Source organism: Allobosea sp. 05T438 (assembly GCF_056396025.1).
On the sequence record NZ_JBFTKQ010000009.1, the window covers coordinates 158,112 to 178,386 of the forward strand.

At 67.5% G+C, this 20,275-nt stretch carries 18 protein-coding genes and 1 tRNA gene; 7 read left to right on the plus strand and 12 right to left on the minus strand.

Annotated elements, in window-relative coordinates:
- The first annotated feature begins 63 nt into the window (after window positions 1-63).
- Window positions 64-1,680 carry an acyl-CoA synthetase gene (locus AC1DIN_RS18815; protein WP_476810925.1) on the plus strand — a complete coding sequence of 539 codons (1,617 nt, stop codon included), beginning with the start codon at window positions 64-66 and terminating at the stop codon, window positions 1,678-1,680.
- A 69-nt stretch (window positions 1,681-1,749) separates the two neighbouring features.
- Here the strand turns inward: AC1DIN_RS18815 and AC1DIN_RS18820 are convergent, their stop codons facing one another.
- The 4 genes from AC1DIN_RS18820 to AC1DIN_RS18835 form a co-directional block, all read right to left on the minus strand.
- The gene (locus tag AC1DIN_RS18820; protein WP_476810893.1) at window positions 1,750-2,901 is read right to left on the minus strand and encodes a GNAT family N-acetyltransferase; all 1,152 of its coding nucleotides are present in this window, start codon (window positions 2,899-2,901) and stop codon (window positions 1,750-1,752) included.
- Between the two features lie 168 nt (window positions 2,902-3,069).
- Entirely contained in the window at window positions 3,070-4,188 is a 1,119-nt protein-coding gene (locus AC1DIN_RS18825; protein ID WP_476810926.1) for a CobW family GTP-binding protein, read from the minus strand.
- Window positions 4,189-4,305: 117 nt separating this feature from the next.
- Window positions 4,306-5,202 (minus strand): DMT family transporter, encoded by an 897-nt coding sequence (locus AC1DIN_RS18830; protein ID WP_476810894.1) that lies wholly within the window; start codon window positions 5,200-5,202, stop codon window positions 4,306-4,308.
- A gap of 7 nt (window positions 5,203-5,209) precedes the next feature.
- Window positions 5,210-6,787 (minus strand): D-alanyl-D-alanine carboxypeptidase family protein, encoded by a 1,578-nt coding sequence (locus AC1DIN_RS18835; protein WP_476810895.1) that lies wholly within the window; start codon window positions 6,785-6,787, stop codon window positions 5,210-5,212.
- Window positions 6,788-7,023: 236 nt separating this feature from the next.
- Between AC1DIN_RS18835 and AC1DIN_RS18840 the strand changes: the two genes are divergently transcribed.
- The 3 genes from AC1DIN_RS18840 to AC1DIN_RS18850 all read left to right on the plus strand — a co-directional run bounded on the left by AC1DIN_RS18840 (window position 7,024) and on the right by AC1DIN_RS18850 (window position 10,629).
- Window positions 7,024-7,929 (plus strand): EamA family transporter, encoded by a 906-nt coding sequence (locus AC1DIN_RS18840; RefSeq protein ID WP_476810896.1) that lies wholly within the window; start codon window positions 7,024-7,026, stop codon window positions 7,927-7,929.
- A 136-nt stretch (window positions 7,930-8,065) separates the two neighbouring features.
- Window positions 8,066-9,235: an acetyl-CoA acetyltransferase gene (locus AC1DIN_RS18845; protein WP_441472364.1), complete on the plus strand. Its 1,170-nt coding sequence runs from the start codon at window positions 8,066-8,068 to the stop codon at window positions 9,233-9,235.
- Window positions 9,236-9,432: 197 nt separating this feature from the next.
- A complete protein-coding gene (locus AC1DIN_RS18850) occupies window positions 9,433-10,629 on the plus strand; it encodes an MFS transporter (RefSeq protein ID WP_476810897.1) in 1,197 nt (398 codons plus the stop codon).
- A 4-nt stretch (window positions 10,630-10,633) separates the two neighbouring features.
- Here the strand turns inward: AC1DIN_RS18850 and AC1DIN_RS18855 are convergent, their stop codons facing one another.
- Complete coding sequence (locus tag AC1DIN_RS18855; RefSeq protein ID WP_476766940.1) at window positions 10,634-10,906, minus strand: BolA family protein; 273 nt, start codon at window positions 10,904-10,906, stop codon at window positions 10,634-10,636.
- A gap of 95 nt (window positions 10,907-11,001) precedes the next feature.
- Between AC1DIN_RS18855 and AC1DIN_RS18860 the strand changes: the two genes are divergently transcribed.
- Window positions 11,002-11,619 (plus strand): J domain-containing protein, encoded by a 618-nt coding sequence (locus AC1DIN_RS18860; protein ID WP_441472366.1) that lies wholly within the window; start codon window positions 11,002-11,004, stop codon window positions 11,617-11,619.
- Window positions 11,620-11,735: 116 nt separating this feature from the next.
- Here the strand turns inward: AC1DIN_RS18860 and AC1DIN_RS18865 are convergent, their stop codons facing one another.
- The 5 genes from AC1DIN_RS18865 to AC1DIN_RS18885 all read right to left on the minus strand — a co-directional run bounded on the left by AC1DIN_RS18865 (window position 11,736) and on the right by AC1DIN_RS18885 (window position 16,677).
- Complete coding sequence (locus AC1DIN_RS18865; RefSeq protein ID WP_476810898.1) at window positions 11,736-13,727, minus strand: methylmalonyl-CoA mutase family protein; 1,992 nt, start codon at window positions 13,725-13,727, stop codon at window positions 11,736-11,738.
- A 145-nt stretch (window positions 13,728-13,872) separates the two neighbouring features.
- Complete coding sequence (locus AC1DIN_RS18870) at window positions 13,873-14,691, minus strand: cell wall hydrolase (RefSeq protein WP_476810899.1); 819 nt, start codon at window positions 14,689-14,691, stop codon at window positions 13,873-13,875.
- A gap of 349 nt (window positions 14,692-15,040) precedes the next feature.
- Entirely contained in the window at window positions 15,041-15,517 is a 477-nt protein-coding gene (locus AC1DIN_RS18875) for a DUF1178 family protein (protein ID WP_476810900.1), read from the minus strand.
- Between the two features lie 93 nt (window positions 15,518-15,610).
- Complete coding sequence (gene grxC, locus AC1DIN_RS18880; RefSeq protein ID WP_441472370.1) at window positions 15,611-15,868, minus strand: glutaredoxin 3; 258 nt, start codon at window positions 15,866-15,868, stop codon at window positions 15,611-15,613.
- Between the two features lie 32 nt (window positions 15,869-15,900).
- The gene (locus AC1DIN_RS18885) at window positions 15,901-16,677 is read right to left on the minus strand and encodes a ComF family protein (RefSeq protein ID WP_476810927.1); all 777 of its coding nucleotides are present in this window, start codon (window positions 16,675-16,677) and stop codon (window positions 15,901-15,903) included.
- 333 nt (window positions 16,678-17,010) lie between these two features.
- On the opposite strand from AC1DIN_RS18885, the gene AC1DIN_RS18890 reads away from it, so the two are divergent.
- A tRNA-Glu gene (locus AC1DIN_RS18890) sits at window positions 17,011-17,086 on the plus strand.
- Between the two features lie 281 nt (window positions 17,087-17,367).
- Here AC1DIN_RS18890 and AC1DIN_RS18895 read toward each other — a convergent pair.
- Window positions 17,368-17,724 (minus strand): hypothetical protein, encoded by a 357-nt coding sequence (locus tag AC1DIN_RS18895; RefSeq protein ID WP_441472371.1) that lies wholly within the window; start codon window positions 17,722-17,724, stop codon window positions 17,368-17,370.
- 12 nt (window positions 17,725-17,736) lie between these two features.
- The gene (locus tag AC1DIN_RS18900) at window positions 17,737-18,744 is read right to left on the minus strand and encodes a sugar-binding transcriptional regulator (RefSeq protein ID WP_476810901.1); all 1,008 of its coding nucleotides are present in this window, start codon (window positions 18,742-18,744) and stop codon (window positions 17,737-17,739) included.
- A 155-nt stretch (window positions 18,745-18,899) separates the two neighbouring features.
- Here AC1DIN_RS18900 and AC1DIN_RS18905 point away from each other — a divergent pair, with 155 nt between their 5' ends.
- The gene (locus AC1DIN_RS18905; RefSeq protein WP_476810902.1) at window positions 18,900-20,261 is read left to right on the plus strand and encodes an NAD(P)H-dependent oxidoreductase; all 1,362 of its coding nucleotides are present in this window, start codon (window positions 18,900-18,902) and stop codon (window positions 20,259-20,261) included.
- Window positions 20,262-20,275 lie beyond the last annotated feature (14 nt).

Genomic DNA, 20,275 nt, shown 5'->3' on the forward strand with positions numbered 1-20,275 from the left:
GAGGTGACAGGGGCTGAGCGCCTGCCTATCGTGCCGCGCCTCCCACCGGACCTCTATCTCTTGATTTTGTCAGACCTGACCGACTACGCCGCATCGCGTGACGCTTTCCGCTGGCGCATTCCGGATCGCTACAACATCGCCGTCGACGTCTGCGACCGCTGGGCGGCGAGCGCGCCGGAGCGGTCCGCCATCATCGAGGTTTCGCAGGACTGGCGCGTGACGCCGGTCAGCTTCGGCTGGTTCCGCGAGCATTCCAACCGTCTCGCCAATGCCCTGCGCGCCCGCGGCGTCGGCCGTGGCGACCGGGTCGCGATCCTGCTGCCGCAGGGGCGGGAGGTGCTGACCGCCCATCTCGCCGCCTACAAGCTCGGCGCCATCGCCGTGCCGCTGGCCGCGCTGTTCGGTGTCGATGCGCTGGCCTACCGGCTGGAGGATTCCGGCGCGAAGGTCGTGATGACCAACGAAGCCGGCCTCGCCAAGCTCAGCCAGATCGCGCAGCCTCTGCCTGAACTCGCTTTGCGGGTTTCGACCGACGGGCCGGATCGCGGCGCGGAGGGTTGGAACGATCTCCTCGCCGAGGGTAGTCCCGATTTCACGCCGGTCGAGACCACTCCGGACGATCCGGCGCTGATGATCTATACCTCCGGCACGACGGGCAATCCGAAGGGCGCGCTGCATGGCCACCGCGTCCTGCCCGGCCATCTGCCGGGCGTGCAGATGCCGCACGAATTCATGCCGCAGCCCGGCGACCTCGCCTGGACGCCGGCCGACTGGGCCTGGGCAGGCGGGTTGCTCAACATGCTGCTGCCGGCGCTGCATTTCGGCGTGGCGGTGGTCGCCCGGCCGGTGACGCGCTTCGAGCCGGACGAGGCCTATCGCCTGATCCAGGACCTCGGCATCCGCAACGCCTTCGTGCCGCCGACGGCGCTGAGGATGCTGCGCGGCGCCGGCAGTCCGCGTGGGCGTTACCAGCTGAATCTGCGCACGGTCGCGGCGGCCGGCGAGGCGCTCGGCTCTGAGACCCTGGCCTGGGGGCGCGAGGCGCTGGGTCTTACGATCAACGAGGCCTATGGCCAGACCGAATGCAATCTCGTGCTCGCCTCCAGCGCCGCCATCGGCGTGAGCCGGCCCGGCTCGATCGGCAAGGCGGTTCCCGGTCATGACGTCGCGATCATCCGGCCGGACGGCTCGGTCTGCGCGCCGGGAGAGGAGGGGCAGATCGCCGTGCGCCGCCCCGACCCGGTGATGTTCCTCGAATATTGGCGCAACCCGGAGGCGACGGCGGCTAAGTTCGTCGGCGACTGGATGATCACCGGCGACGAGGGCGTGCAGGATGCCGATGGCTATGTCCGGTTCATCGGCCGCGACGACGATGTCATCACCTCTTCCGGCTATCGTATCGGGCCGGGCGAGATTGAGGATTGCCTGCTGAAGCATCCTGCGGTTTCGCTCGCTGCGGTGGTCGGCAAGCCCGACGTGCTGCGCACCGAGATCGTCAAGGCCTTCATCGTGCTGAAACCGGGTCGGGACGGCTCGCCGTCGCTGGTCTCCGAGCTTCAGAACTTCGTGCGCTCACGGCTCTCGGCACATGAATATCCGCGCGAGATCGCGTTTCGCGGCGAATTGCCCCTGACCACGACGGGCAAGATCATCCGCCGTGTGCTGCGGGCCGAGGCTTAGAGCCGGATCCGATCAGGTTGAGGCAACCTGATCGGCGAATCTGTCTCTCACTTCAAACCGCGGGCCGCTTTACCGATCAGCTTGCGGCGCAGGCTGATCGGAACGGGTTCTGAACAGCGACTGGCCGATCCGGCGCTGGATGCGGGCTGCCAGATCGGCCGGAGTGCCGGCCCGGCGATGGCTGAGACGAAGCGTGCCGAAGCCGTCGCTCTCGGCTCCGAAGATCGGCAAGCCGCCGGCCAGCCTGATCTGTCGTGCGGGAGCCGCCTTGTTCATCATCGCCAGGAGCAGCGCCAGCGGCTCGGCCGGAGCCAGGCTGTCGTCGCCAGCCGCCAGATAGAGCCAGTTCGTCGGAGCGCGGCCGAGCGTCAGTGCTGCCGCGATCGGTCTTTCGTCCAGCATCAGCAGCGCGATCCGGCATAGTTTCTGCCGGCTGAGGCTGCGGGTCATGCTGCGCAGGAAGGCGGCCTCACGGATGTCCTGAAGGGTTGCGCGGCCTGTCTGCCCGCGCCGGCCCGAGGCTTCGAGCGCAAGGAGCATCTCGACGGCGTCGCGCCGGTCGGCGAGGGTCGACGGTTCCTCCAGGCGCAGCGTTCCCTGCGCCTCCAAAGCCGTCCGTGCTTCCGCGACGACGGCCATGTCCGCCAGCTGCGGACCAGGCATGCCGAGACCTTGCCAGTCCGCCACGAAGCCGTGCCGGCGGGCGATGCGTATGAGTGCCGCCGCGAACGGTCCGGCCGGATCGACGGCCGGGAAGGTCAGGCCGGCGGTCGGCCCCGCTTCCCGGCGCCAGGCGCGGAGCAGCGCCGACAGGGCCGGCGCCATGAAGGTGCTGTCGATCAGGGGCGTGCCGTTGAACAGGCGGGGATCGGCGAATTCGTCGAGAGCCTCGGCTGCGAACAAGCGCTGGCGTCGGCGGAACGGCACGAGGCCGATCAGCCGGCGCGGTTGCCGTCCGGCCTCGCCCTGCCAGAGCAGCATGAGCGCGACGTCGCGGAACGAGACGAGATGCTGGGCGGCCGTGAGCGCGAATCCGGGATCGAGAAAGGGGTTGGGCTCGATCGCGCGCGCCGCGAGATCTGCCCATTCCGCGGCGATCCCGTCACAGGAGGCGAGCGGGCGGATTTCGCAGTGGACGGCAGTGCCGGGGTGCGATCGCCGGCCGGCGGGCACCATCGACGCCGTGCCGCCCATGCCAGCCAGGGCTATGAACTCGCTCATCCGGTCCCGCTCCCGATGTATCGTTCCGGTGCAAGGCTGTACCGGAACGGCGAGACACAGGCTTGTGCCTCGCCATGCAGGAGGGCGGGTTCAAGAAGCGGGCCGCAGCGGACGTGTCAGAACATTCTCGAGCGAGGTGGATACCGGTCCGCGTGAAGAAAATACGATCTAGGAGCGCGCAGTTCCGGCGCGCTCCGCCTGTTGACCGAGGAAGGCCGACCACAGGCGCTGAACGGTCTCCTCCTCGATGTCCTTGACGATCAGGACGAGGCGAGAGTGCCGGTCGGCATCAGGCCAGGAGTCGAGCGTGACGGGCGGATGCAGGATCTGCTGCACGGCGTGCACGAGCAGCGGACGCCCCGGCTGCTCGGCCACGTCGACCAGACCTTTCAGCCGTAGCAGGCGCGGCCCATGGATCGAGCGCAGCAGGGTCCAGAACAGATCGAAGGTGCTTCGGGCGACAGGTCGGTCGGCCGTCAGCGCGAATGCACGGATCGCCTCGTCGTGACGATTGACGTCATGCGGGTCCTCTCCGTGATGGTGATGCCCGTGCCCATGACCATGGTGGTGATGGCCATGGTCGTGATGATGGCCGTGGCGGTGATCCGGAACTTCGGTTTCCGCCAGCCAGCGGCGTAGCGCCGCCGGGCGCCGCGCCAGATCGTAGAGGCCCGCACCGATCAGCGCGCTTGCCGCCGCATCCGGAAGGAGGATCTCGACACCCGGATTCAGAGCGGCGAGGCGTGCTCGCAGCGCATTGGCCGAGCCTGCGAGGTCGGTCTTGGTCAGGATAAGCCTGTCGGCGGCGACGACCTGCCGGCGCGCCTCCTCATGGGCATCGAGCGTCGCCATGCCGTTGACGGCGTCGACGAGTGTGACGACGCCGTCGAGCTGGAAGCGCATGGCGAGATACGGGTGGTTGATCAGCACGTTGAGGATGGGCGCCGGGTCCGCGAGGCCGGTCGTCTCGATGACCAGGCGCGAAAAGGCGCCGATCCGGCCATTGTCGCGCCGGCGCAGCAGATCCTCGAGCGTCACGATGAGGTCGTCCCGGATGGTGCAGCACAGGCAGCCGGATTCGAGGAGGATCATGTTCTCCTCGACGCCTTCCACCATCAGGTGGTCGAGCCCGACCTCGCCGAACTCGTTGACGAGCACAACGGTGTCCGCGAGCGCCGGGTCCTTCAGCAGCCGGTTGAGCAGCGTCGTCTTGCCGGCGCCGAGGAAGCCGGTGAGCAGCGACAGCGGAATGGGAGCGGGGCGGGCGTTGGCGCCGGTCATGATCAGTCGTCCGGTCTCAGGGCATCGGACCGAAAGATGGAACCCACCCTCCGGGAAAATCCGATGCTTCGTCAAAGGGCTGGATCGCCACGATGCGTTTCGGGACGCAGGGCGCTCCAGCTTCTAGGCAGGCACCACGGCCCGCCTCGAATGTTCTACTATTACATTAATGACCAGCGCGATGATGACAAGGGCGCCGCCGGCATATTGCAGCGGACCGAGCCGCTCGGCGAGCACGATGGCGGCGATGGCCACGGCGAAGACCGGTTCGGCGCAGAAGGCAAGGCCGGCCGGCCCGGGCGCAATGCGGGCGAGCGCCAGGATCTGGAAGAGGAAGCCGATGATGTAGCCGCCATAGGTGACGGCGACGGCGATCGGCGCGAGCAGGAAGGTCTGCGGCGGCAGCAAGCCGCCGGTGATCAGCAGGATCGCCAGCGTCACCGGCAGGATGACGATATGCGACCAGAACAGCTTCGGCAGCGTCGCGACCTGGGCGCAGCGTGCGGCGGCGAAGAACTGCGCGGTGGCGCTGAGGCTGGCGATGAAGGCGAGGGCCAGCCCGCGCGGATCGAGCCCCTGCAGATCGGGGCCCACGACCAGCGCGACGCCGAGGAAGGCCAGGAGCGCGACAGCGAACCGGTCGACCCGGAAGGGCGCTGGCGTGAACAGCGGCTCGGTCAGCACGATCAGGATCGGAAAGGTGTAGAACACCACGGCCGCGACCGAGACGGGCACGAAGCTGACCGAGGAGAGATAGGCGGTGCCGACCAGCGCGGTCGCGAGACCGAAGAGCAGGACGGGCTGCCGTTCGTCGCGGGTGAGACTGAGGGAACTGCGCCAGGCCAGCGCCGCACCGCCGACCAGGATCAGCATCAGCAGGACGCGGTAGAAGACGAGCAACGGGCCGCTGAGGCCGGCCTGCCCGGCGATCTGCGCGCTGACGATATTGGTACCGAAGGCGGCTGCCGAGGCAAAAGCCAGCAGCAAACCCTGGCGTGCGCTGGCCGGCCCCGCGTCCAATCAGGCCTCAGGCGTCGCTGGCCGGCTTGGCCTTCGCCTTCGCCGCGGGCTTGTCGGCCTGCGGCTTCGCGGCGGCCTGCGATGGCCGCGGCTTGGGCAATGCGCTCGTGCTGGCGGGCGCCTTGCCGGACTGGGGCTTGGCTGCCGGGGTCTTTGCGGGCTGGGGCTTGGCCGCCTGCGCCTTGGCGTTGCGGGGAGCGGGCTTGATGCCGGCGGCAGCGCCCGCACGCAGGCTCGCGGCATTCGCCGCACCGCGCTGGACCGCGCCCTGAAGCCGCAGCGGGCCGGCCTCGAACGCATCGGAGGACGGCTGGATCGGGGCGTCGGCCGGGGCGAAGGCCGTGGTGCCACGCGGGATCGCGCCATTGCTCGACGCCGTGCGGCGCGGCGGCATGGCGAGCCCGGCGGTAACGGGTGCGCCCGGCTCGATCGTCGGGGCGGTGCCGCGCGCGACGCGCGACTCCGGCTGGGCCGTGGCGTTGGCGGCCAGCGGAGCAGCAGCGGAGCCCGCGGTGCGGCCGAAGGAGACCTGAATCGGCGCGACCTGCGCGCGCTGGCCGAGAACGATACGCCCACGCGGCGAGCGTGTCGCGACCGGGCCTGCCGACTGGGTCGCGAAGGTGCCGAACCGGCCGCCATCGGAATCATTGCCACCGGCGGCTGCGGACGCGGTGAGCGGACCGGAGATATCGGCATCGTCGGCCAGCGCCACGCCGCCGCCGCGATGGCGAACATCGTCGCAGATGTTGGGCGCGCGCGTGCCGCTGGGCGACATGGAAGCGACAGTGAGGCCTCCTCCACCCCAACGGCTGAAGCCGTCGTCGAGGAGCTGTGCGGCCTTGACGGTGCGCTCGACGCCGGAAACCGAGCCGAGCACCACGGCGATCAGGGTCTTGCCGCCGCGGCTGGCCGTCGCGACGACGTTGAAGCCCGAGGCGCAGGTGAACCCGGTCTTCATGCCTTCGATGCCGGCATAGCGGCCCACCAGGCCATTGGTGTTCTGCATCACCTGCTTGCCGAGCTGGACGGCCGAGGTGTTCCAGTAGTCCGAATACTGCGGGAAGTCGTGAATCAGCGCCATGGCGAGCACGGCGAGGTCACGCGCGCTGGTCTGCTGGTCGGGATGGTCCCAGCCATTGGGATTGACGAAATTGCTGTCCCGCATGCCGAGGCGCTGGGCCTCGGCATTCATCATGCCGACGAAGGTCGGGACATCGCCGCCGACGCCCTCGGCCACGACATAGGCGATGTCGTTGGCCGACTTCACCATCATGATGCGCAGCGCGTTGTCGAGCGTGATCTCCTGCCCGGGCCGGGCATAGACCTTCACGCGCGGCTGGCTGGCGGCGAGCTTCGAAACCGGGATCGCGGTCTCCAGTCCGAGGCGCCCCTCCCGCACCGCCTTCAGCGCGAGATAGATCGTCATCATCTTCGTGGTGGAGGCCGGCCGCCAGGCCTGCGTCGCGTTCTCGCTGGAGAGCACTGCACCGCTCGCGGCATCGACGACCAGACTCGCGCCGGCGAGGGCGGGGCCCGTTGCGACGAAGCTGAGGGCGAGGGCGGCGGCAAAGCGGGAGGGGGTCATCGGGCGGGCTTTGAACCTGTCTGGATGAAACTGGCGGGACGAAGAGGAGGCGGGCAGTCTGGACCAAGCGGGACGCGCAGCTTTCAACGCGACGCATGCGGCATTTTCGAGACGGCCGACGCAGTCGCCAGCCAGCAGATGCATACCTACCCTCTGCCGAGCGATTTGCCTAGACGGGGGCGTCGGTTCAAAAGCTGCAAGCAACCCTAGGCGCTCATTCTTTCCCGGAGTTTACCGTGGCTTTCGGCCTTCTCTGGATTCCGGCGACGATTCTCGCCTCGCTGCTGCAGACTGCCCGCAATCTGGCGCAACGTTCCCTCACCGACATCATCGGCGTCGTTGGTGCTACGCAGGTGCGCTTCCTCTTCGGCCTGCCTTTCGCGGTACTTTTCCTGATCCTGGCCTGCATTGGCCTCGAGCGCCTGCCGCCGGCCATCGGCACGGCTTCCCTCGGCTATACGCTCTGGGGCGCGCTCGCACAGATCGCGGCGACGGCGCTGATGCTGGCGGCGATGCGCGAGCGCTCTTTCGCAGTGACGACCGCCTACACCAAGACCGAGCCGGTGCAGGTGGCGCTGTTCGGCGCGGCTCTGCTCGGCGATGCGCTGACGCCGCTGAAATTCCTCGCCATCGCGATCGCGACGGCCGGTGTGATCGTCGTCTCATGGAAGCCCGGCGAGAAGCTGACCCGCGCCGGCCTGCGCCCGGCCGTGCTCGGCATCGTCTCGGGCGCCTTCTTCGCACTGTCGGCGATCGGCTTCCGTGGCGGCATCCAGGCACTGCCGGAGGGCGGCTTCCTGATCCGCGCCTCGACCATTCTCGTGCTCGGCCTCGGCCTGCAGACGCTGATCCTCACGGTCTACCTGCTCGCCGCCAATCGCGAGGCCCTGTTCCGGAGCCTCAAGAACTGGCGCCGCTCACTCTCCGCCGGCTTCCTCGGAGCCGCCGCTTCGCAGTTCTGGTTCATCGGCTTCTCGCTGACCACGGCCGCCAATGTCCGCACCCTGGCGCTGATCGAGGTGCCGCTGGCGCAGATTGCCTCGCGCCGCCTCTTTTCCGAAGGCACCAGCTGGCGCGAGATGCTGGGCATGGCGATGATCGTCGGCGGCGTGGGGCTGCTGCTCTCGGTGGCATTGCAGTGAGTGTTGGGGGCGGCTAGTGCTGGAGGCAGAGCTAGCCAGCCGATCCGCGCACGGCGATCATGCAAGGATACGGGCTTGCCGGACGGCGCAAGGCTGCCAAGATAACGTGTAGCTACACATTATAGGGAGAACCGTCATGAGCGCTGCAATCGTCGGCTGGGCGCATACGCCGTTCGGCAAGCAGGATGCCGAAACCGTCGAAAGCCTGATCGTGCGGGTTGCGACCGACGCGCTGGTCGATGCCGGCATCACCGCCGACCAGGTCGATGAGATCGTGCTCGGCCACTACAACGCCGGCTTCTCGGCCCAGGACTTCACCGCCTCGCTGGTGCTCCAGGCCGATCCGGCCCTTCGCTTCAAGCCCGCGACCCGTGTCGAGAACGCCTGTGCCACCGGCTCCGCCGCCGTGCATCAGGGCGTGCGCGCGATCAAGACCGGTGCCGCCAAGATCGTCCTCGTCGTCGGCGTCGAGCAGATGACCAAGACGCCCGGTCCCGAGATCGGCAAGAACCTGCTGAAAGCCTCCTATCTGCCCGAGGAGGGCGAGACGCAGGGCGGCTTCGCCGGCGTCTTCGGCAAGATCGCCGCCGGTTATTTCCAGCGTCACGGCGACCAGTCCGACGCGCTCGCGATGATCGCGGCCAAGAACCACAAGAACGGCGTCGAGAACCCCTATGCGCAGATGCGCAAGGATCTCGGCTACGCGTTCTGCCGCGAGGAAAGCGAGAAGAACCCCTATGTCGCCGGGCCGCTGAAGCGCACCGACTGCTCGCTGGTCTCGGACGGCGCCGCCGCGCTCGTGCTGGCCGATGAGGAGACCGCGCTGCAGCTGCGCCGTGCCGTCGGCTTCCGCGGCATGGCCCATGTCCAGGACTTCCTGCCGATGTCGAAGCGCGACATCCTGAAGTTCGAAGGCGGGGCGCTCGCCTGGCAGAAGGCACTGGCTCAGGCCGGCGTCACGCTGGACGACCTCTCCTTCGTCGAGACGCATGACTGCTTCACCATCGCCGAGCTGATCGAATACGAGGCGATGGGCCTGACCAAGGAAGGCGACGGCGCCCGCGCCATCAAGGAAGGCTGGACGCAGAAGGACGGCAAGCTGCCGGTCAACGTCTCCGGCGGTCTCAAGGCCAAGGGCCATCCGATCGGCGCGACCGGCGTCTCGATGCATGTGCTCTCGGCCATGCAGCTCACTGGCGAGGCACCGGAAGGCATGCAGCTCAGCGATCCCCGCCTCGGCGGCATCTTCAACATGGGCGGGGCGGCAGTCGCGAACTACGTCTCCGTGCTCGAACGGATCAAGTGAGTCACCTCGGGCAGGTGCTTGTTCGGTCTGCCCGGAAGTTTGCGTCATCCCGGCCGTAGCGAAGCGAAGAGCCGGGATCCATGCCTGAACCTGCTTCGGCGGTGCTCCGGCATGGATACCGGGTCGAACCGGGGATGGCGTGTGGTTCCGGGCGAGCCGGGCGTCACCGGCTTAGCAGCCAAAGCGGATACCCCAACGTGACCGTCTTCATCGCGCTTCTGCCGGCCTACATCCTCTCGATCTTCTACCGCTCCTTCCTGAGCGTGATCGCCGGGCCGGTGATGGGCGATCTCGGCATCGGCCCGGCTGCCTTCGGCCAGCTCGGCGCCGCCTGGTTCATCGCCTTTGCGCTGGCGCAGTTCCCCGTCGGCTGGGCGCTCGACCGGGTCGGGCCGCGCCGGACGGTGGCGTTTGCGATGGCGATCGGCTCGGCGGGAGCCTTTCTGTTCGCCCAGGCGGGCGGCGCGATGTCGGCTGGCATCGCAATGGCGCTGATCGGAATAGGCTGCTCGCCGATCTTCATGTCGTCGCTCTTCCTTTTCGCCCGCACGGCCGCGCCTACCCGCTTCGGGCTGCTGACCTCGCTGTTCATCGCGCTGGGCTCGCTCGGCAATATCGTCGGGGCCGGGCCGCTCGCGATCGCCGCGGCGCATTTCGGCTGGCGGGCGTCGATGATGGCGATGGCCGCGGCTTTCCTGGCCGCGACCGTTCTGGCCGTGATGCTCGTGCGTGACCCGCCGCCACGCCCGGCCTCCGCCGCGCCGGACGAAGGGCTGTTGCAGGGACTCGCCAGTATCCTGGCGCTCAGGCCGCTCTGGCTGCTCGCGCCGCTGACCATCACCGGCTACGCCATCGTCGCCACGGCGCGCGGGCTGTGGATTGCTCCCTTCATGACGCAGGTCCACGGCTTCGACGCCGTCTCGGCCGGCCATGCCGCGACGATCATGGCGGTGGCGATGATCGTCGGCGCCTTCATCTATGGCTGGCTGGAAAGCCGCACCGGCCGAGCCAAGGCGATCGTCGCCTGGGGAACGGTCGTGACCGCACTCGGTTTCGTCCTGCTGGCGCTGAGCGGGCAGAGTTCGCATCTGACGGCGGTGGCGCTGTTCTCGCTGATCGGCGCGGCAGGCTTCACCTATGCGATCCTGATGGCGCATGCGCGGCAGTTCTTCCCCGAGCATCTGATCGGGCGCGGCATGACCTTCGTGAACTTCCTCTTCATCGCCGGCGCCGCGGCGGTGCAGTCGGCCTCCGGCTGGTTCATCGCCGAGCAGCGCGCGGCCGGGCTCGATGCCGCCGCGACCTTCGCCAATCTGCACTGGGCCTTCGCCGTCCTGCTGCTGGTCTCGGTCGCGATCTACGCGCTCGCGCCGCCCAAGCCGGCAAAGGCATGAGTGCTCAGGCCTCGCCCGGCGCCTTCGCGGCGATGGCAAGCGCGTGGACACGGTCTTCCAGCTCCTGCGCCAGCGCCGCATTGACGAGGCGGTGGCGCTCGAGCCGGCTCTTGCCGGCGAAGGCCTCTGACACGATATTGACGCGGAAGTGAGTCTCGCCGCCCTCGCGCCAGCCGCCATGCCCCTGATGCTGGTGCGACTCGTCGATCACCTTCAATTCCTGTGGCGCAAAGGCCTCGGTCAGCTTTCGCGTGATTCTTTCAGCGATTGCGGTCATGATCGTGCCACCGTTGCGATGATTGTCCTGTCGGTTCGGCGGTGCGCTGCATCGCACTTGCCGGCCCGAACCCTGCGTCTCATAAACCGTCGACGATGAACATCAACTCGCGCCTTTTCGACAGCATCAGGATCGGCTCTTCCGAGGCCGAAGCGACCGTGGACGGCGATGCGCCACGCTGTGACCATCCGGGCTGCGCGCGCGGCGGCGAGTTCCGTGCGCCGAAGGGGCGCGGCCGCGAGGGCCAGTTCTTCCTGTTCTGCATGGAGCATGTGAAGGCCTACAACGCGACCTACAACTACTTCGCCGGCATGGACGACGACGCGCTCGCTGCCTACCAGAAGCAGGAGGAGATCGGCCACCGGCCGACCTGGAAGCTCGGCGTCAACTCCAAGGCGGCGCGGATGTCGCAGCGCGGCCGTGCGGCGAACGGCGAGGCAGGCGCCGACATGAACGACGCCTTCAACCTCTTCGGCGCCCGCAACAAGCAGCAGGCCGCGCAACCGGAATCGCGCGTTGGCATCGTCGCGCGCAAGGCGCTCGATACGCTCGGCCTCGACGACACCGCCGATTCAGCCGCGATCAAGGCGCGTTACAAGGAGCTGGTGAAGCGCTTCCACCCGGATGCCAATGGCGGCGACCGTTCGCGCGAAGGCACGCTTCAGGAGATCCTGAAGGCCTATCAGCAGTTGAAGAGCGTGGGGATGGTTTGACCCCCTCGCGTCATGCCCGGGCTTGACCCCGCCATCTCGCGAGACGGAGGTTCTGAAGCGTTCTTAGGCAAGAGATTCTCGGGTCTGCGCTGTGCTTCGCCCCAGAATGAAGCCGCCTAGTTTTTCGGCTTCGCCGCCAGCCCCGCCACATCGGCGATGATGCCGTCCAGCGCGAAATCCTTCGGCGTATAGACCCGTGCCACGCCCATGTTGCGCAGGGCGTTCTCGTCGTCGGGCGGGATGATGCCGCCGACCACGACCGGCACGTTCATGCCGGCAACGCGCAGGCGCGCCGTAACGTCGCGCACCAGGGGCAGATGCGAGCCGGAGAGGATCGAGAGCCCGATGATGTCGGCCTGCTGCTCCCTGGCCTCGCTGACGATCTCCTCCGGCGTCTGGCGGATGCCGCCATAGCTGACGCTCATCCCGGCGTCGCGGGCGCGCACGGCGATCTGCTCGGCGCCGTTCGAGTGCCCGTCGAGGCCGGGCTTGCCGACGAGGAAGCGCGGCGGGCGGCCGAGCCGCTCGGTCGCCTTCTCCACAGCCGCCTTCGCGGTGGCGAGGCCGGTGGCGTCGCCGAGCTTCGTGGTGTCGACGCCGGTCGGCGCACGGTACTCACCGAAGATCTCGCGCAGGGTCTGCGCCCATTCGCCGGTCGTGACGCCGGCCTTGGCGCAGGCGATCGAGGCCGGCATGACGTTGCGGCCCTCCCGTGCGCTCGCCGCCAGCTCGGTCAGCGCCGTCTCGGCAGCCCTGGCATCGCGCGCCGAGCGCCAGGCCTTTAGCCGGGCAACCGCCTCGCTCTCGACCGAATCCGGCACGGTGACGACGGCGCCGTCGCCGGCCGAGAGCGGGGAGGGTTCGCTGTTGGTGAACTTGTTGACGCCGACGACGACCTGCTCGCCGCGCTCGATCGCCTCGATGCGGCGCGCACCGTTCTCCACCAGCGCCTGCTTCATGTAGCCGGTCTCGACGGCGGCGAGCGCGCCGCCCATGTCGTCGATCTTGGCGAGTTCCTCCAGCGCCGCTTCCTTGAGTTCGCGGACCTTGGCGTCGATCGCGGTCGAACCATCGAAGATGTCGCCGAATTCCAGCAGGTCGGTCTCATAGGCCAGAACCTGCTGCATGCGCAGCGACCATTGCTGGTCGAAGGGGCGGGGCAGGCCGAGCGCCTCGTTCCAGGCGGGCAGCTGCACGGCCCGCGCGCGCGCCTTCTTCGACAGCGTCACGGCGAGCATCTCGATCAGAATGCGGTAGACGTTGTTCTCCGGCTGCGGCTCGGTCAGCCCCAGCGAATTGACCTGCACGCCATAGCGGAACCTCCGCATCGCCTCGTCGGCGACGCCGTAGCGGCCAAGCGTGATCTCGTCCCAGAGCTCGACGAAAGCCCGCATCTTGCAGAGCTCGGTGACGAAGCGCATCCCCGCATTCACGAAGAAGGAGATGCGCCCGACGGTGCCGGGGAATTCCTCCGCCGAGACCTCGGGCCGGGCACGGATGGAATCGAGCAGGGCGATGGCCGTCGCCAGCGCGAATGACAACTCCTGCACCGGCGAGGCGCCGGCCTCCTGCAGATGGTAGGAGCAGACATTCGTCGGGTTCCACTTCGGCAGCTCGCTGGCCGTGAAGACGACGATGTCGGTGGTGAGTTGCATCGAGGGGCGCGGCGGGAAGACATAGGTGCCGCGCGAGAGATACTCTTTCACGAGGTCGTTCTGGGTCGTGCCCTGCAGCAGCTTGCGGTCGGCCCCCTGCTCGTCGGCGACGGCGATGTAGAGCGAGAGCAGCCAGGCGGCCGTCGCATTGATCGTCATCGAGGTGTTCATCTGCGCCAGCGGGATCTGGTCGAACAGAGCCCGCATGTCGCCGAGATGGCTCACGGGCACGCCGACCTTGCCGACCTCGCCACGCGCCAGCACGTGGTCCGGATCGTAGCCCGTCTGCGTCGGCAGGTCGAAGGCCACGGAAAGGCCGGTCTGGCCCTTGGCGAGATTGGTCCGGTAGAGCCGGTTGGATTCAGCCGCGTCGGAATGGCCCGCATAGGTGCGGAAGATCCAGGGCTTGTCGCGTTGGCCCGTCTGGTGGCCGCCAAGCTTGGTCGCGGTCATGGCGTCTCCCCGTATTGCAGAGCAATCTGAATGTTGCACTGCGGCGAAGATAACGCCAGAGCCTCGACGATGTCCTCTTCGACGTTAGGCGGACGCAATCCGGGCGTCCGAACGGGGGCGCACAGGGGTGCGCTGGTCCCGATGCCTATCGCGAGGAAAGGCTGCCCCTGATCTCGGAATCCGGCAGCAGCGCCAGGCGATTGTCGGCCTTGGGAGGCACGACGAAGGCGCGGACGGAGGCTTTCGGCAGATCGAGATCGAGCGGCCGGCCCGGCGGCAGCGGCGCGTTCTTGACGAGCATGACAGCCGGTGTCTGGAACGTAACGAGCTTGGGTGCCGCCGTCTCGGGAGCGAAGGCAAGCGGCGCCGATGCGAAGGACGTGGAGACCGTCGAGGAAGAGGTCGCGAGGGGCGCGGAGGTGGACGCCGATGCGAGCTGGATCGTCGGCTCCTCGATACGCCTGCGCTCGGGGCGCTCGCCCTTGAGATAGAAGGCGTTGCCGCCGGCCACGGTCACGTAGCGCATGTTGGCGTAGCCGAAGCGCATGCCAGCCATATGGAAGTGCTTGGCAGACCCGACCGACTCGTTCCGGCGGCCGTTGAGGATGTCTTCCGCGATCGCCTCGATCTTCGGCAGGGTTTTTTCCGGCATCGGGCGCGTCAGGACGCCGGACGCGAACTGGCGGGGCGCCCCGACCACGCCGCAGATCGTCTCAGGGTAGCGCGCCGATTCGACCCGGTTCATCACCACCGTCCCGACGCCGAGCAGGCCGGCTTCGCTCGACCGGTTCGATTCGAAATACATCGCGCGGACGAGGCATTCCTTCTCGCGCGGGTCGGCCTTGGCCAGAGCGACGGCGCGCTTGCGCGCGGCGGTCGGCTCCTTCGTCGCCGGCGCGGAGACCGCGGCGGTCTCGACCGGCGACATGCTGCAGGCGCCCAGCGCCGGCGCGAGGAGAGCCATCAGAATCGGGATGGATCCACGTCCGCCGTACCGGAAAACCCCGTCGGAACGGAGACCATGCGCAGCGATCGCGGCCCGCTTCATGCGGCAACCTCCTGAGTTCGGGATCATGGGCAGCCGGGGGGCGCACCGGGATCACCGGCAAAGAAACCCGAAACACTTAACAGAAAGTTAATCCGGGAAGGAAGGGCCGAGGCGCGCAAAGCTGCCGCCGACGGATGCATCCTTCCGCCGGCCGATGATTTAACGCTTTGCCATAGAACGCAAAACCGGGCGTCCCGGGTCCCGAATTTTTATTCGTGGCGCGCTTGTGGCGGGAACGAGGCGCGTGTCGCGCCGGCTGGAGGCTTCAGTTCCGCGTGCCGGGCAAGCGCGGCAGCGGCAGGAAGTCGACGCCCTCCTCATGCAGCGCGCGGGCGTCTTCGGCCGTCGCCTCGCCATAGATGGCGCGGGATTCCGCCTCGCCATGATGGATCTTCAGCGCCTCGTCGGCGAAGCGCTCTCCGACATGCTCGGCATTCTCATGCACATGCTGGTGCAGCGCCGTCAGCATCTCGCGGAAAGCCTTCTCCTTGTCGCTCATCAGCGCGACCGGGGCTGGCGGCGCGGCCGCGGGCGCAGAAGCTTCCGGTGCAGGCTCGGCCGCGCGTGCGTCGAGATCGGTGCGCGCGACACTGGGCGCCATGATCGCGCGCTCGACCTTGGTGCTGTTGCAGATCGGGCAGCTGACGAAGCCGCGCCTCGCCTGGTCCTCGAAACCGGCCGAGGACGGAAACCAGCTGTCGAATTCGTGGCCGTTGTCGCAGATGAGGGTGTAGCGGATCATGTCGTCTTAGATGGTGGTGTCGCGCCACCAAGGCAAATTGGCACGCAAGGGGCGCCGCAGGCTGGCTTGGCAGGGCCGTCGAGGCCCTGTGCTTCAGGCCGCCAGCAGCTTGTCGAGTTCGCCGCGGGCATCGAGCGCGTGGATGTCGTCGGAGCCGCCGACATGGCGCTCGCCGATGAAAATCTGCGGCACCGAAGTGCGCCCGCCGGCCCGGGCAGTCATTGCCTGCCGCAGTTCCGGCTGGCCGTCGACATCGATCTCCGAGAAGGCGACGCCCTTTCGGGTCAGCAGGGTCTTGGCCGCCTTGCAATAGGGGCACCAGGAGGTGGTGTAGATCGTGACCGGCGGCATGGGCTGAGGACTCTCGATAAGATGCTGAGCCCTCATGTAGTGCCTTCCCGGCCATCCGTCACGACCCGCGCGAAGGTCAGGATGTCGACTTCGCGGGCGCCGGCCCGCAACAATGCCCGGGCTGCGGCATTGGCGGTCGCGCCTGTGGTCAGCACGTCGTCGATGAGGAGGACGCGCCGGCCCTCGACCTGCGGGCGCATCCCGGCCGGCACCCTGAACGCGCCCTGCAGGTTGTCGGCGCGCTGCGCACGGGTGAGCCCGACCTGCTGGCGCGTGCGCTTGACGCGGGCGAGCAGCTCTGGCGCGAGCGGAAGCTTCCCCTGGCGCGCGACGATGCCGGCCAGCGTGGCTGCCTGGTTGAAGCGCCGGTTCCAGAGTCGCGTGCGGTGGAGCGGGATGGGCGCGACGATCTCGGCCTCGCCGAGGAGCTCGCGGCCTGCCTGCGCCATCATGCGCCCGAGTGTCAGGGACAATTCGATGCGGTCGCCATATTTCAAGCGATGCACCAGTTCGCGCGCCGCACCGTCGAAGCGGCAGACGGCGCGGGCCCGCGTGAAGACCGGCGGGTCGGCGATCGCGGCCGGTGAAAGCAGGCCGGGACCGAGATCGACGGCGAAGGGCGTGCCGAGCCGCTCGCAATAGGGCCGCTCGATGAAGCCGATGCTGCCCCAGCAGGCCGCGCAGAGCGCCTGCGCCTCGCCGGTCGCGGCCTGGCAGGCGATGCAGACCGGAGGATACACGATCGAGATGAGGCCACGGAGCCCGGCCCGAAAGGCCAGGCGGCTGCGCTGGAGCGCGGCGAAGGGCAGGTGTCGTCGCTGCTCGCTCCCGTCCACCGAAACGCTCCCCCAAGCTCCTCCGGGGCAGTCTTCAGCTTCATCGGCAGGCTTGCAAGACCTGTCTGGCCGCTTCCCGCGCGGCCCGCGCCGTCTTTTCGTCGGTGGAGCGCATCGGTCGCGCCGGCAACCGAGCGGGATGTTCCGATCGTCTCCACCTTGGCCACAATCCGCATGGAAAGGTCCGGATTATCGCCGCGGCTGTCGAACCCGCCGGGCAGGCTCAATGATTTTTGTCGGGACAGCTGAAAAAAAGCAGTTGCGGCGCCGCGGTGCTCCGACTACAGAACGCCCACGACCGGCGCTGCTCCCTTCGTCTAGCGGTCTAGGACGTCGCCCTCTCACGGCGAAAACAGGGGTTCGAGTCCCCTAGGGAGCGCCATAGCCAAGTCGCTGAATTTTTTCCGATCAGCCCTATGATGCCGATGTCCTCTAGGACACGCGCAGGGCTGATTCAGATGCCGTCATTTTTTGATCGGCCAGCCCTTCGGCAGGGTCCAACCTTTCGTTGTCCTCGTCGTTGCCGGCACGACCTCTCGCGAACCGTTCTCTCGATAACGGAAGGGAGCTGCAGCAAGCTGCCGCTGCACCTTGCCGTGCTCGTCCTTGGGTTTGCGTATCCAAATTTCTATCGGATACGCGCTTCAATCCCAAGTATCTTCTCTATGGGAGCTGCTGGTTTTCGAAAAAGCCATCCAACGGTATTTGCGTCGTCTTCTCGAAATCATCCATCGCGTCGAGGAGACGCTGGCGATAGTTCAGCAGGGCCAGCAGGAGCTGCGCCGCATCCCTTGAAAGCCCGTATCGCGCCCAGCTTTCGGCTGTCCGCTGTTCCAGGCCGATCCGATCTCCGAACGCTTCGACCGTTTCAAAGCCCAGGCCACGAACAACCTCGAGCAGCTCCTCCGGTGTCATGCGCGGCTTGACGACATGAGAATGCACGCGCTCCAGAACGAGGCGGATATCGGACGGCCGAAACTGGAGGGAATTTCGCGCGAATTGCTCGAAATTGGTTGCCATATCGTGTTCTCCCTATGCCTGAATTCGCTCTTTGGCGGTATTGCTCGCCGTGCTCTTGGCCAGAAGCGCTTCTGCGGCGCTCTCATCGGTGATGAGGACCTTGGCATTGCTGGCCCGCAGAGCCGCGCGAATCGCTTCCTGCTTGTCGGCGCCGCCCGCCGCGATGGCCACCAGGCCGATCCCCCTCAGATCGGCAGGGCTCACCGCCATGACCCGCCGGTTAACGGGGTGATCGACCAACTGCCCCTCGGCATCGATGAAATGGCAGACAAGGTCGCCCACCGCTCCGGTCGCTTTTAGAGATGCCAGGTCCGATTGCGGCAACAGGCCCTCGCGAAACAGCGTCGACCCGGCAGCGACATCGCCAACGCTGACCAATGCGATATCGGCCGCTTTGGCCCGGTCGCGCAATTCGCGCAATGTCGGCTCGCGCCACAGTGCATCCCGCAATTTGGCATCTGACACGAAGACCGGTGCGGTGAGCTGAAAGCAATCGGCCCCGAAGAGATCGGCGACGCGCCGCGCCACCGCTGAAGGATTGATGCTGCGGGAATGGGTCAGCCCGCCGAGCAGGGACACCACTGACATCGCCTCGATCTGACGGGGTTGAATGCCGCGGAGCGCTTGGCTCAGTGTTCGTCCCCAGCCCACGGCGAGCGACATGCCGTCGACAATCCGGTCTGAAAGCCAAAGACCAGCAGCGTAGCCAACGAGAGAGGACACGCTCGCCGGGTCGCGCGCCGCAGGTACGACGACTGCCTCCTGGAGCCCGAGCGCGGTCACCAATCCGCGTTCCAACGCGGCTTGCCGGGCCGAGCGCGCGTCGATTCTGATCTTGACGATACCGTCGTTTCGGGCCGCGGCCAGCATCCTGATGACCTTGACCCGGCTCAGGCCCAGCGCTTCGGCGATCTGCTCCTGGGTCAAGCCCTCGACATAATACAGCCAGGCAGCGCGGACCTTGGTTTCCGCGACCGGTCCTTCGCCCTGAGCAGATCCCCCGTCGAATGCGTCTTGCACTGCTAATCCGCCATACCGTCCACCGCGCCCACACAGCATCGCAGCATCGGCGCATCAAAGGCAACTGCCCCGAACATAAGTGCTCTTGACAGAATAGATGTCCCGTCCTTTTGTTCCGGCAAAAGAACATATGTCCAAGGGAGCACTCGAGGAACATGGCCGCCATTCAACCGCCGCCGCCATTTGGCGCGCCAGCAGTCGGGCTCTCCTTGGCCGAAGCCCTGGACCTGCGCGAGAAAGCCGGGAAGCGCGTTCGCGTCGGCCTGATCGGCGCCGGCCAGATGGGTACCGACATTGTCGTGCAGATCTCTCAGATGCCCGGAATCGAGATCGCGGCCGTGGCCGACATTGCGCCGGACAGGATTTCGGACGCCGCGGCGCTGGCCGGGCGCAAGGGCGAGGTTGCTTCGGTCTCTGACGAGGCGGGGCTCGACGCCGCCCGGCGCAGAGGCCACATCGCCGCCACGTCCTCCCTCGATCTGATCTGCCGCTCGTCATCGGTCGACGTCATCATCGACGCCACCGGCAATCCGGAAGCCGGCTCGCGGGTGGCGTTGACGGCGATTGCCGCGCGCAAGCACATCGTGATGATGAATGTCGAGGCCGACATCACCATCGGCTCGTATCTCGCTGCCGAGGCGGCGAAGGCTGGCGTGGTCTACACCCTGGGTGCCGGCGACGAGCCCGCCGCCGCGATGGAGCTGATCAACTTCATCCGGGCCATGGGCTATCCGGTCGTCGCCGCCGGCAAGGGCAAGAACAACCCCTTCCGGATCGACGCGGTGCCGGCCGATTATGTCGACGAGGCCAAGCGCCGAAACATGAACCCGCGCATGCTGGTCGAGTTCGTCGACGGCTCGAAGACGATGGTCGAGATGGTCGCCATCGCCAATGCCTGCGGCTTCATCCCCGACATCCCCGGCATGCACGGCCCCGCCGCGCCGAAGGACGAACTGCAGAACTATTTCTGCCCGAAGGAAGAAGGCGGCCTCCTCTCGCACAAGGGCGTGGTCGATTTCTCCGTGGCCAAGGGCGTGGCGCCCGGCGTCTTCGCCATCGCCGAGATGCGCCATCCCCGCGTCCGCGAGCGGATGAGCGACCTGCATCTCGGCCCCGGCCCCTACTACTCCTTCTTCCGGCCCTATCACCTGACGAGCCTGGAAGTGCCGCTTTCGGCCGCTGCCGCCGTCATCTTCAACCAGAGCCATATGCGCCCGCTGCCGGTGCCGACCTCCGAGGTCGGCTGCGTCGCCAAGCGCGATCTCGCGGCCGGCGAAACGCTCGATGCCATCGGCGAATACGGCTATCGCGGCTTCGCCCTTTCCCGCGTCGACGCGCAGGCCCGCAAGGCCCTGCCGATCGGCCTCGCTCAGGGCGCGACGATGACGCGCGCCGTCGCCAAGGGCGAATTGATCACGCTCGCCGACGCCGCCCCCGACGAGCGCTTGAAGATCGTCGAGGTGCGCCGCGCTCAGGACGCGATGATCGCCGCGCTGACCTCCGGAGCCCAGGCATGAGCGCGCGCAAGACG